General features: G+C 62.4%; 11 protein-coding genes. 7 read left to right on the plus strand and 4 right to left on the minus strand.

The window, feature by feature from the left end:
• Positions 1–107: 107 nt before the first annotated feature.
• The 4 genes from C515_RS0100770 (at position 108) to C515_RS18900 (ending at position 6155) form a co-directional block, all read left to right on the plus strand.
• Positions 108–455: an HPr family phosphocarrier protein gene (locus C515_RS0100770; RefSeq protein WP_158380756.1), complete on the plus strand. Its 348-nt coding sequence runs from the start codon at positions 108–110 to the stop codon at positions 453–455.
• Positions 456–767: 312 nt separating this feature from the next.
• On the plus strand, positions 768–3311 hold the full coding sequence (gene ptsP / locus C515_RS0100775; RefSeq protein WP_028453962.1) for a phosphoenolpyruvate--protein phosphotransferase: 2544 nt from the start codon (positions 768–770) through the stop codon (positions 3309–3311).
• Between the two features lie 287 nt (positions 3312–3598).
• Positions 3599–5311, plus strand: coding sequence for a PTS glucose transporter subunit IIBC (gene ptsG, locus C515_RS0100780; protein ID WP_028453963.1), 1713 nt, complete (start codon positions 3599–3601; stop codon positions 5309–5311).
• A gap of 271 nt (positions 5312–5582) precedes the next feature.
• The gene (locus tag C515_RS18900) at positions 5583–6155 is read left to right on the plus strand and encodes a cell wall hydrolase (protein WP_043647595.1); all 573 of its coding nucleotides are present in this window, start codon (positions 5583–5585) and stop codon (positions 6153–6155) included.
• A gap of 101 nt (positions 6156–6256) precedes the next feature.
• Here C515_RS18900 and C515_RS0100790 read toward each other — a convergent pair whose 3' ends face one another.
• Positions 6257–7183, minus strand: coding sequence for a LysR family transcriptional regulator (locus C515_RS0100790; protein WP_211233951.1), 927 nt, complete (start codon positions 7181–7183; stop codon positions 6257–6259).
• Positions 7184–7286: 103 nt separating this feature from the next.
• On the opposite strand from C515_RS0100790, the gene C515_RS0100795 reads away from it, so the two are divergent.
• Entirely contained in the window at positions 7287–7886 is a 600-nt protein-coding gene (locus C515_RS0100795; protein ID WP_028453965.1) for a short chain dehydrogenase, read from the plus strand.
• A gap of 189 nt (positions 7887–8075) precedes the next feature.
• Here the strand turns inward: C515_RS0100795 and C515_RS0100800 are convergent, their stop codons facing one another.
• From C515_RS0100800 to C515_RS0100810, 3 genes are all read right to left on the minus strand, one after another.
• Positions 8076–8330, minus strand: coding sequence for a hypothetical protein (locus tag C515_RS0100800; protein WP_028453966.1), 255 nt, complete (start codon positions 8328–8330; stop codon positions 8076–8078).
• Positions 8331–8391: 61 nt separating this feature from the next.
• The gene (locus tag C515_RS0100805) at positions 8392–10107 is read right to left on the minus strand and encodes an AmpG family muropeptide MFS transporter (protein WP_028453967.1); all 1716 of its coding nucleotides are present in this window, start codon (positions 10105–10107) and stop codon (positions 8392–8394) included.
• Positions 10108–10131: 24 nt separating this feature from the next.
• Positions 10132–10905 (minus strand): exodeoxyribonuclease III, encoded by a 774-nt coding sequence (locus C515_RS0100810; protein ID WP_028453968.1) that lies wholly within the window; start codon positions 10903–10905, stop codon positions 10132–10134.
• 70 nt (positions 10906–10975) lie between these two features.
• Here C515_RS0100810 and pyrE point away from each other — a divergent pair, with 70 nt between their 5' ends.
• On the plus strand, positions 10976–11623 hold the full coding sequence (gene pyrE / locus C515_RS0100815) for an orotate phosphoribosyltransferase (RefSeq protein ID WP_028453969.1): 648 nt from the start codon (positions 10976–10978) through the stop codon (positions 11621–11623).
• 19 nt (positions 11624–11642) lie between these two features.
• A complete protein-coding gene (locus C515_RS22095; protein ID WP_051304485.1) occupies positions 11643–12239 on the plus strand; it encodes a DUF4124 domain-containing protein in 597 nt (198 codons plus the stop codon).
• The last annotated feature ends 233 nt before the right edge of the window (positions 12240–12472 follow it).

A 12472-nucleotide genomic window follows, 5' to 3' on the forward strand; every position in this document is an offset into this window, starting at 1 on the left:
CTGATTTTTCGCAAGAAAGCACAGCCAGTGCATGGGCAAAATGGTTTGCAGGCAGCCCGGTCACTTGGGAAAAGGCCTGAGTGACGATGCCTGTGGCTTGTAGCACCATGCATGCCGCAATTGACCAAATCCGCTTGGTTGCCGCAAGATTTCATTCCGATTACCGTTTCGAGGCCAGCACAATGACAGCACTTTCTTCCCCGGTTACGATTGTCAATGCAACCGGTTTGCATGCCCGCCCGGCCGCCAATCTTGTCAATGTGGCCAAGCAATACCAGTCTGACATCAAGCTGGTATTCAAGGGTGTTGAAGCCAATGCCAAATCGGTGGTCGGTGTAATGGGTCTTGATGTGTCTAAGGGTGACCAGATTCAGGTCAAGGCCAGCGGCAGCGATGAAGACGCGGCAATGAAAGCGGTTGCGGCCGCCATCGCCGGAGGGTGTGGCGAGAAATAATTCCCGGGATTCCGATATTGAAAAGGGGTGGCGTCAAGCCACCCCTTTTTGCTGATGGCCGGGAAATGTTGCAAAACCTTGCGACCATCCCGCTGCCAAACCCTTGAGCGATTTTTGCTTTATGCCGGAATGGGTGATTTTCCGTAAACAAGTACCCAATCCGGCCAGAAAAAATTACTGTGTAGTAAGTACGCCCGGCACTACACTGGTAGGCAGAAAATCCATGACGACGGCAAGCGGCCGCGTACATGGAAACCGGATACACAAGTCGATTCTCCAGAAAATCCAGATCACGCAATGATGAGGTTGTCCATGGCCAGTCCTTCTTCCCAACTTGAGCTGCTCGCCCCCTTGTCCGGGGTCATGTTCCCGATCGAGATGGTTCCCGATCCGGTCTTTGCCCAGAAAATGGTCGGTGACGGCATTTCCATCGATCCGACATCCAGCGTGCTCTGTGCACCGCTGACCGGCAAGGTCACCCAGCTGCATTCCTCGAAGCACGCCATCACCATCACGGCGGCCAACGGGCTGGAAGTGCTGATGCACATCGGCCTTGATACCGTGATGCTCAAGGGCCAGGGTTTTCATGCCAGGGTGAAGGAAGGCGATATCGTCGACGCCGGCCAGGCGCTGATCGAATTCGATATGGACCCGGTTGCCACCAAGGCGCGCAGCCTTTTGACGCAGATCGTCATCACCAATGGCGAGCTGGTCGCCAAGTACATGCCGGCGACCGGTCTGGTCACCGCCGGCAAGACGGTAGCGCTGACCGTGCAACTGGCCGAGGGCGTGGAAAATGTCAGCCTTGCCAGCGCGGGTGGTGAAGCATGGTCCGACCCGGTGCGCATTCCCAACCCGACCGGTCTGCACGCCCGCCCGGCTGCCGTGTTGTCCAATGCCGCCAAAACCCACAAGTCCGACGTCAAGCTGGTGCGCCAGGGCGAGGAAGCCAATGCCAAGTCGGTCGTTGCCATCATGGGTCTGGAAGTGAAGAACGGCGATGAAATCCGCGTGCGCGCAACCGGCCCTGATGCCCAGGATGCCGTCAATGCCCTGGTCGAGCTGCTGCGCTCCGGTTGCGGCGAGGACGTCGGTGTCGTTACCGACGCCAAGCACAAGCCCGCGCCGCTCGATACGATCAAGCCGGCCAAGCCGCAACCCAAGTCGGAAAATCCCGATGTCCTGACTGGTGTTTCCGCTTCGCCGGGTCTGGCGGTGGGCCAGGTATTCCAGATCAAGCTGGAGGAAATCCAGGTTGAAGAACACGCGGACAACCAGCAGCTTGAGCGTCGCCGCCTGGATGATGCGCTGAAGGAGGCGCATTCCCAGCTCGAAGCACTCAAGAGCGAGATTTCCGATGCCTCGAAGGCCGAAATCTTTGCTGCTCACCAGGAGCTGCTGCAGGATCCGGATCTGCTTGATATCGCGATTGCCGCGATCAGCAATGGCAAGAGTGCCGGTTACGCCTGGCGCGAGGCCTTCACCCGCCATGCCGAGCTGCTGTCGAAGCTGAAAAACGAAGTGCTCGCCGGGCGTGCCAACGATTTGCGCGATGTCGGCCGCCGTGTGCTGCGCCTGATTACCGGTACCAAGGAAGCCGAATTGCAGGTGCCCAACAATGCCATCCTGATCGCCGAAGAGCTTACTCCTTCGGATACCGCCAGCATGGACCGCACCAGGGTACTGGGTTTCTGCACCACCGGTGGCGGTGCGACCAGCCATGTGGCCATTCTGGCGCGCTCGCTGGGCATTCCGGCCATCTGCGGCATCGATGAAAATGTGCTGGGGCTGGCCAATGGCACCCCGGTCATTCTGGACGGCAGCAAGGGCACCTTGCGCAAGAACCCGAGTGATGCCGAGATCGCCGACATCGTCGAGCGCCAGGCCAGGCTGGCCAGCAAGCGTGCCGAGGAAATGGCCGCCGCCTTCCAGCCGGCTGTAACCAGCGACGGTCATCATGTCGAAGTGGTCGCCAATATCGGTGGCCTGGACGACGCTCAGGAATCGGTAAAGCTGGGTGGCGAGGGTGTGGGGCTCCTGCGCAGCGAATTCCTCTATCTGGAACGCACCGATGCGCCCAGCGAAGATGAGCAAACCCGCATCTATGGCGATATTGCCCGCGCACTGGGCAGCGAGCGCACGCTGGTGGTGCGCACGCTCGATGTCGGTGGCGACAAGCCGCTGCCCTATCTGCCCATGCCGGTGGAAGAAAACCCCTTCCTCGGCGTGCGCGGCGTGCGCCTGTGCCTGGAAGAGCCGGAAATCCTGCACACGCAGGTGCGCGCCATCCTGCGCGCCGCCGGCGACGTGAAGCTGGCGATCATGTTCCCGATGATCACCAGTCTGGAAGAAGTGCGTGAAGTGAAGCGCGTCGTGGCAGCCGAAAAGCTCGCGCTGGGCATCAGTAGCGAAGTGCAGGTCGGCATCATGGTCGAGGTACCGGCAACCGCCGTGATGGCCGAACAGTTTGCCCGCGAGGTCGATTTCTTCTCGATCGGCACCAATGATCTGACCCAGTACACGCTGGCGATGGACCGTGGCCATCCAAAACTGGCCAAGCAGGCCGATGCCATGCATCCGGGTGTACTGAACCTGATCAACATGACCGTCAAGGGTGCGCATGCGCATGGCAAGTGGGTTGGCGTGTGCGGCGGCATCGCTTCCGATCCGCTGGCCGTACCATTGCTGCTGGGCATGGGGGTCGATGAGCTGTCGGTTTCGGTGCCGACCATTCCGTCGATCAAGGCGCTGGTGCGCAAATTGTCGAAGTCCGAGTGCGAAAAACTGGCCGGCGAAGTGCTGCAACTGGGCACGGCCAGCGCTGTGCGTCAGCGTCTGTCGCAGTTTCTTGACTGAAGCCGGTTTGCGCATGTGCAGAAAAGCCCGTCATCGACGGGCTTTTTTGTTGGGAAACTTACTGGGAAGCAAGCTAGGATGACAAGCGGAAGATGCAATTCAGGCCGGCGTGCTCAGAAATCATGGGTTTGATCTGGATCAAGTCGTAAGGTCATTACCTTGCGGTGATGTCCGAATTGTCAGCGATGGTGATGAGCGGAGAATCGACCAGGCAAAATTTCGAGGATCCCGTCCTGAGCCAGGGTGCCAAAGCAGCCCCGGTGCCAGGCGAACAGGAGTCAGTCATCATGTTCAAGCATGCATTTGCAGTTCTGCAGAAGATCGGCAAGGCGCTGATGCTCCCGGTAGCAGTGTTGCCGGTTGCCGGCCTCTTGCTGGGTATTGGCGCATCCAACTTTTCCTTCATTCCGGCCGTGGTCTCGCAGATCATGGCGCAGGGTGGCGGGGCGATTTTCGGTCACCTGCCGCTGATCTTCGCCATCGGTGTGGCGCTGGGCCTGACCGAAAACGACGGTGTCGCCGGCATCGCGGCCACCGTCGGTTTTGTGGTGATGGTAGCAACGATGGGCGTGATGGCCGCGGCGCTGGGTGTTGAGCCCGCCACCGTCATGGGCATGAAGTCGATGGAAACCGGCGTGTTCGGCGGCATCATCATCGGCGCCGTGGCGGCGACGCTGTTCAACAAGTACTACCGCATCGAGCTGCCGCCGTATCTGGGCTTCTTTGCCGGCAAGCGCTTCGTGCCGATCGTGACCGGCATTGCCGCGATTTTTGTCGGCATCATCCTGTCCTTCATCTGGCCGCCGGTGCAGAACGCAATCAACAGCTTCTCGCACTGGGCTGCCGTTTCCGACCCGCGCACGGCGGCGACCGTTTACGGTTTCGTCGAGCGGATGCTGATTCCCTTCGGTCTGCACCACATCTGGAACGTGCCGTTTTTCTTTGAAATGGGCAGCTTCACCAATGCCGCAGGCGAAGTGGTCAAGGGTGACATCAACCGCTTCTTTGCCGGTGATGCCACCGCGGGCATCCTGTCGGGCGCCTTCCTGTTCAAGATGTTCGGCCTGCCGGCCGCCGCGATCGCCATCTGGCATTCGGCCAAGCCGGAAAACCGCGTGAAGGTCGGCGGCATGATGGTGTCGGCCGCGCTGACCTCGTTCCTGACCGGCATTACCGAGCCGATCGAGTTCGCCTTCCTGTTCGTGGCACCGGTGCTGTATGTCATCCATGCCGTGCTGGCCGCGTCCACGCAGTTCGTCGCCAACACGCTCGACATGCACATGGGTTTCACCTTCTCGCAGGGCGGCATCGACTTCCTGCTGTTCAACGCCTTTGGCAGCAACGCCAAGCACTGGGCCTATGTGCTGATCCTCGGCCCGATCTATGCGGCGATCTATTACAGCGTGTTCCGCTTCGCCATCGTCAAGCTCAACCTGAAAACTCCGGGCCGCGAGGACGACGAAGGCGCCGCCGTTGCCGTGAGTTCCGGCAGCGACAAGATGGGCAAGGCGCGCGATCTGGTCACCGCGTTTGGCGGCGCCGCCAACATCAAGAGCCTGGATGCCTGCATCACCCGTCTGCGCATCAGCGTGGGCGACATTGCCAAGGTTGACCAGCCGCGCCTGAAGGCACTCGGTGCTGCCGGCGTGATGATTGTCGGCAACAATGCCCAGGCGATTTTCGGTACCCAGTCGGAAAACCTGAAAACCGACATGCAGGAATACCTGAAGTCTGGCGGCAGTGCGCCAGCCGCACCGGCGAGTGCCGCAGCCGGCGTGGACAAGCTGGCGCTGATCGCCGCGCTGGGTGGCAAGGCCAACATCCTCAATGCCGAAGTGGTGGCGGGCACCCGTGTGCGTGTGGCTCTCGCTGACGGCGCCGGCCTGAACGAGGCCGCGCTCAAGTCACAGGGCGTGGAAGCCGTGGTGTCGCAGGGCAGCAATGTCTTCCATCTGATTGCTGGCAGCCAGGCCGAACAGCTGGCCGGTGCCTTGCATTGATTTTGGAAGGGTATTGCCCTACAGCCTAATAATAACATTGGCTTTACCGTTATACCCCTGATAACAATACCCCCGTACATCGGGGGTATTGTTTTTGGGCGAGCCGAAACGCAGCTTGTCGGCATGACGAACGGCAAGCGTGATTGGCAATAGTACACAGTCATTGCACGCACGATTGCTGATAATCGCGGCTTTTCGACAATCAATCCGCAGCATTCAGCGAGGATGGCCCCTGTTCTTGGTCAGCCACGCCAACGCTGTGGCAGCCAGGATGAACTATCGCATCGCACTCTTTGGCCTTTCCATACTGCTGCTGGCCCTGCTGCAGGCGTGTACGAGCCGTCTGCAGGCTGCAGCACATCCTGTCGTGGCTTCCGCCGCGCCCCCGCTGGCCAGCACCCCTGCTCCCGCCATCCCGGCGGCCAGCAGTCCGGCCATCGTGCTGACACCGCGCGAGCGCGACCTGCTGGTGCTCAATGCCTACAACGAGGCACGCGGCGATCCGGAAATCGCCATCCGCGCGGTGCTGGCAGTGACGATGGCGCGGGTCGAATCGGCCTGCTTCCCCGACACGGTCAGCGAGGTGATCTACCAGCCCAGGCAGTTTTCATGGACGCACATTCGCGGCACGGCGCGCAGCCTGGCCACCGCGCGCGCCCGCGAACCCGAGGCGCTGGAACGCGTCGAGGAAATCGTCGACCGCTACATCGCCGATGGCGCACCAGCCGGCGAAAACCTGCTCTATCACGCCCGATCAGTGCGCCCGGTCTGGGCGGCGTCACGCCAGCTGCAGCGCAGCGGCGTGATCGGCAGCCATGTGTTCTACGAGCACAGGCTTTGCTGAGACAGCAGCCTGATCAGGCAAGCTGATGTGTTAAGCCGCAGGGGAAAGCTCACTCTTCAAAAGGGCGGATCAAGAAGCCCTGCCGTTGCCCTGATGCAGACTCAACCCAGCATCGCCGCCTGTTCGGGCGCCGCGAACCAGTCACGCAGGAAATCGACAAGCGCCAGCAGCTTGGCCGGTTGCGGCTGGCGCTGCGGGTAGAGCAGGTAGAGCTGCATGCCCTGCAGCCGGCAATCGGGCAGCAGGCGGATCAGCCGGCCGGCGGCGACGTCGGCGCTGGCCAGGTAGGCCGGCAGCCGTGCGATGCCGCCGCCGTGCAGCGCCAGATTGCGGATCAGGTAATAGTCGTTGCTGCTGATCGGCGATTGCACGTCGATGCTGCTCAGCAGGCCGTCGCGATTCAATAGCCAGCGTGTGGACTGGGCGAAGCGGCTGTTGGCGATGCACGGCAGCCTCGCCAGCTGTTCCGGGCTGGTGACGGGCGGATGGCCGGCCAGAAAGCCCGGGCTGGCGACCAGCCAGTCGTGCATTTCCGCCAGCGGCCGGCTGATCAGGTGCTCGGGCGGCGGCAGGTTGGCGCGGATCGCCAGATCGAAGCCCTCGGCCTCCAGGTCGCGCAGCGTCGCGCCAAGGTCGAGCTCTACCTCGATTCCCGGAAACCGTTCGCGAAACGCCAGCAGCGCCTCGGCCATGAACACGCCGCCAAAGCTGTTCGGCGCGGTGATGCGCAGCTTGCCGCCGATCTCCTCGCGCATGGCGGCCAGCGCCTGGCGCGCCGCATCGACGCGCGCCAGCCAGTCCCGGCAGTGCTGCAGATAGAGCTTGCCCGCCTCGGTGAGGTCGAGCCGGCGCGTCGTGCGGTACAGCAGCTGCGTGGCGAGCCGCAGCTCGAGCTGGCGCACCTGCTTGCTGAGCAAGGCCTTGGACACGCCCAGCTGCTCGGCCGCGCGCGTGAAGCTGCGCTGCTCGGCCACGCTGGCGAAGGCCATCGCCCATTGCAGCTCTTGGGCCTGCTGGCCGGGTGTCATTGTTTCCATTGGTTTGACAAAGAAGTGAAAGTTGCCGGATTTATCGGCCCAGCGTGCCGGTTTAAGCTGTGAACGTCAACAAAGCAAACACAAGGAGCACAGCATGGACATTCTTCTCATCGGCGCCAACGGCACCATTGGCAAGGCAGTCGCCACCGAACTCGGCCAGCGTCACCGCGTCATCAGCGCCGGGGGCAACAGCGGCGACGAACACGTCGACCTCACCGACCTGGCCAGCGTCGAGGCGCTGTTTGCCCGCGTCGGCCCCGTCGACGCTGTCGCCATCGCCGCAGGCAACCTGCATTTCGGCCCGCTCGCCGAATTCACTCCCGAGCAGTACGCGATCGGCTTGAACGACAAGCTGATGGGCCAGGTGAATGTGGTGCTCGCCGGCCAGAAGGTGCTGCGCGACGGCGGCAGCTTCACGCTGATCAGCGGCGTGCTCAGCGACGATCCGATCACCTATGGCAGCAGCGCCAGCATGGTCAACGCCGCGCTGGAAGGCTTCGCGCGCAGCGCGGCCATCGAGCTGCCGCGCGGCCTGCGCATCAATGTCGTCAGCCCGACCGTGCTGACCGAATCGCTGGAAGGCTACGGCCCCTATTTCCGCGGCTTCGAATCCGTCCCCGCCGCCCGCGTGGCGCTGGCCTACAGCAAGAGCGTGGAAGGCGCGCAGACCGGGCAGGTGTATCGCGTGCTGTAATCGCACAAAGGGTATATGGCCATAGCCATTTTTCATAAAAGGCTGCAGGCAGATACCCAACGGAAAAACCCCGGCCATGAGCCGGGGTTTCGGTATTGGTGCAAGGCATCTCGGACTCAGCCTTGCGTGAGTCATCCACAAGGGATGGCGGCACAATACCGCAGCATTGTGACACCTTCTTGACACGCTTCAGTCATCCGGAAGCGTTGGCAAGGCCTTGAGCAGCGCCGTGTAGCGTTCCAGATCAAAGCCGCGATCCTCGCTCATCATCGCCTCGATTTCGTCGACCAGCACGACGGCCATCAGCTCGACGGCTTCCTCGCGCGGGATCTGGCCCAGCAGCAGGCGGTTGAGCGTCTGGCGGGTGATGGGCGGTTCGCTGTCGCGGATCTGGTTTTCGATGACGGCGAGGATTTCTTCGGGGGCGACTTCGCGTGCTTTCATGCTTGTCCTTGGGTATGGGACTGCAGTCATTTGCCAGAAACGGCTGCAGGCAAGTACATCATCAGGTATTTGGGTGGTCGAGCTTGCCGACCTGCGCTTTCATCCGCCACAGCAGCAGCATGCCGGGCAGGCCCATCAGCATCGACACCTCGAAGAAATGCTGCCAGCCGATTTCGGCGACCAGGTAGCCTGAACTTGGGCCGACGTAGATGCGCCCGACCGCGGCGAGCGCGGACAGCAAGGCATAGTGCGTCGCGCTGGCTTCGCGGCGGCACAGCGCCATCAAGAGCGCGACCAGCGCGGCGGTGCCCATGCCGCCGGCGAAATTGTCGATGGTCATCGCCAGTGCGAGCAGGATGTCGACGCCGCCGTCCCAGGCGGTCAGCGACTTGCCGTTCATGAACACGCGCAGCGCCTCGGGCGACAGCGGCAGCTGCAGGCTGCCCAGCGCGTCCTGGCCGTGGATGGCGAGCAGCCAGAAGCCGAGGTTGGAAACGATCTGCAGGATGCCGAACACCAGCAGCGATTTGTAGAGCCGCCAGCGCAGCATCAGCAGGCCGCCGAAAATGCCGCCGACGATGGTGGCGACCATGCCGACCACTTTGTTGACGACGCCGATCTCGGCCATGCTGAAGCCGATGCCCTTTTGCAGGAAGGTCACCGACAGCACACCGGCAAAGGCGTCGCAGAGCTTGTAGAGGATGATCAGCAGCAGAAAGGCCCAGGCGTATTCGCGGCGGAAATACTGCTGCATCGGCGTGAGCAGCAGCTCGAAGCGCGCCAGTTTCGCCGCCTTCATCGCAAACGGCACGGCGAGTGCCAGCTCCAGCAGCACGAACAGCAGGCCGATCCAGTTGTTCTTGCTGTCCGGCGTGAAATCGGGCCAGCCGGCAAGCAGCCCCAGCAGCAGCAGGCCCTGCTGCGCGATGACGTAGCCCAGCCAGGCGCCGGCGAGCATGGCGATGAAACCGGCGAGCGCGCGCCAGTGCGCGAACAGCTGCGCGGCGACCAGCCAGGTTGTCGCAATCGCCGCGCTCAAGGCCGCGAGCACGCCCCAGCCCTGGCCCAGACGCGGCACCACCAGCCACAGCGCGGCGGCGGCGGCGCCCAGAATCAGCAGCAGCGACAGGGCAAAGCGCAGGAACTCGCCGCTGTGGTGATCGGGCAGATAGGGCAGGCGCGGCGCGAGCAGTTGGGTGAGCACGGCAATGGCCGCCATCAGCGCGCCGAGCCAGGCGCAGGTCGGCCCCCAGCCGATCACTTCGGCGAGCAGGAAGGCCAGCCCGCCCGAGGTGAGCATGGCGATGCGATAGCCGGTGACGCCCAGCGCGGCGATCAGGCCGCGGTCGTCGTCATTGCTGACATCGACCTTGTAGGCGTCGACGACCACATCCTGCGAGGCCGAGAAAAACGCCACGCCGACCGCGCACAGCGCAAAGAGCCCGATGTGCCCCGCCGGCGTGACGCCGGCCATGAACAGCAAGAGTGCGGCAAGCGCGACTTGCGTGATCAACAGCCAGCCCTTGCGCCGCCCCAGCAGCGGCGGCTCGAAGCGGTCCATCAGCGGCGCCCACAGGAATTTGTAGGTGTAGGGCAGGCCGACCAGCGCAAGCAGGCCGATGGTCTTGATGTCGACGCCGTCGGCGGTCAGCCACGACTGCATGGCCTGGCCGGTGAGCGCCAGCGGCAGGCCGGACGCGAAGCCGAGCAGCAGGATGGTGAGCATGCGCCGGCTTTTCAGCACGGCAAGGGAGGTGGACAGCCAGGAAGTGGGCACGGCGCGGCTCGACAGGCGGGGGTGTTAGAAGGGGTAGTCGTAATCGGTGATCAGCGGCGCGTGGTCGGAGAACTTCACGTCCTTGTAGATGCTGGCCGAAGTCGCGGTGGCGGCGAGCGCCGGCGTGGCGATCTGGTAATCGATGCGCCAGCCCACGTCCTTGGCATAAGCCTGGCCGCGGTTGCTCCACCAGGTGTAGCCGGGCGCGTCCGGGTAGAGCGTGCGCCAGGTGTCGACAAAGCCGAGTTCGCCGAACACCTTGCCGATCCACGCGCGTTCCTCGGGCAGAAAGCCCGAGTTTTTCAGATTGCCCTTCCAGTTCTTCAGGTCGATTTCCCTGTGCGCGATATTCCAGTCGCCCATCAGGAGGATGTCGCGCCCGGATTGCTCAAGCGCCAGCAGATGCGGCTCGAACACGTCGAGAAAGCGGAACTTGGCCTGCTGGCGTTCATCCGAGCTGGAGCCCGAAGGCAGATAAACCGAAATGACGCTGAGCTTGCCAAAGCGCAGCTCGATATAGCGTCCTTCCAGATCGAATTCCTCGACGCCCAGGCCGATGATGACCTCGTCGGGCGCGCGCTTGCTGTAAATGCCGACGCCGCTATAGCCCTTCTTTTCGGCATAGTGGAAAAAGCCGGTGTAGCCGTGCGGCGCGCGCATCAGTTCGGACAGGTCAGCTTCCTGCGCCTTCAGTTCCTGCAGCGCAACCACGTCGGCACCGGTGGTGGCCAGCCAGTCGAAAAAGCCCTTGTTTGCCGCGGAACGAATACCGTTCAGATTCGCACTGATGGCGCGCACGTCCTACCCCTTTTGCAGAAATGCTATCCTGTAAAACTTGCTTTCCATTTGTGTACAGGATTTGTTGACGATGTCCGACTTCCGCCGCGACTTTATCGAATTTGCCGTTGCCCAGAACGTGCTGTGTTTTGGCGAGTTTATCACCAAAGCAGGCCGTACTTCCCCGTACTTCTTCAATGCCGGCCTGTTCAGCGACGGGGCTTCGGTGGGCGAACTGGCGCGCTTTTACGCGCAGGCCGCGCTGGCTTCGAAGGTGAAATTCGACGTGCTGTTCGGGCCGGCCTACAAGGGCATCGTGCTGGCGGCCGCGACCGCGGTGAAGCTGGCCGAGGCCGGCACCAATGTGCCTTTCGTGTACAACCGCAAGGAAGCCAAGGATCACGGCGAGGGCGGCGTGCTGGTCGGCGCACCGCTGAAGGGGCGCGTGCTGATCATCGACGACGTGATTTCGGCCGGCACCAGCGTGCGCGAGTCGGTAAACCTGATCCGCAATGCCGGCGCCGAACCGGCCGGCGTGCTGATCGCGCTGGATCGCATGGAGCGCGGCCAGGGCAGCTTGAGCGCCGTGCAGGAGGTCGAGCAGCAATTCGGCATTCCGGTGATTCCGATTGCTACACTGAATGATTTGCTGGGCTATCTTGCTGACAAGAACGGCATGGCTGACAATCTGGCCAAAGTCGCGGCTTACCGCGAGCAATATGGCATCAGCCAGCCCTGAAACTACGGAGTTGCACCGCATGACCCGGCTGCTTAGCGTACTGATCCTGATTTCTGTTGCGTCGATTGCACACGCCAAACTCTATCGCTGGGTCGATGAAAAGGGCCAGGTGCAGTACAGCGACAAGCCCCCCGTCACGGGCCAGACGGCAGCCGAAATGGACAGCAGCGGGCGCGTGCGCAAGACACCGTCCGAAACGCGCACGCTCAGCAAGGAAGAGCAGGCGCAGCTGGCCGAGGAAAAGCGCCGGCAGATCGAGCAGGAGCGCCGCGACCGCGCGCTCTTGCAGACCTATTCCAAACCGGAAGAACTCGATGCGCGCCGTGACCTGCAGATCGAATCGGTGCAGGCCGGCATCACCAGCAACCAGTTGCGCAAGCAGACGGTGGCCGAGCGCCTGAAGAAACTGCAGGGCCAGGTCGAGACGCTGGAAAAGCGCAAACGGCCCGTGCCGGATGATCTGAAGGCCGAAATCGAGCTGACCCGCAAGGAAATGGCCGATATCGACCGCAATATCGCCAAGCAGCAGCAGGACATCGAAGACATCCGCAAGCGCAGCGAGGCGGACAAGCAGCGCTGGCGCGAGCTGAAGCAGCAGCAGGACAAGCCGCGCTGATCCGGCCCTTGCTGCAGACCTCGGTCGTCTGGATCACAGAATGCATCTGATTCTAGAAAAGAAAGCCTTCCCGGCAGGCATGCAAGCCCTGAGGAATACCGAGCTTTGCTCCTGCGTGCTCTCGGCTTGATTCGGGTTTTGCCGGGCGGCTTTGCCATTCACGAGCTTGCAAGCGTTTGATGCTGCGCAGTGCCGGTACAGCTTGCAGCCGGCACACTGCACAGGCCTTGTGT

The organism is Chitinilyticum litopenaei DSM 21440 (assembly GCF_000428145.1).
Classification (GTDB): domain Bacteria; phylum Pseudomonadota; class Gammaproteobacteria; order Burkholderiales; family Chitinibacteraceae; genus Chitinilyticum; species Chitinilyticum litopenaei.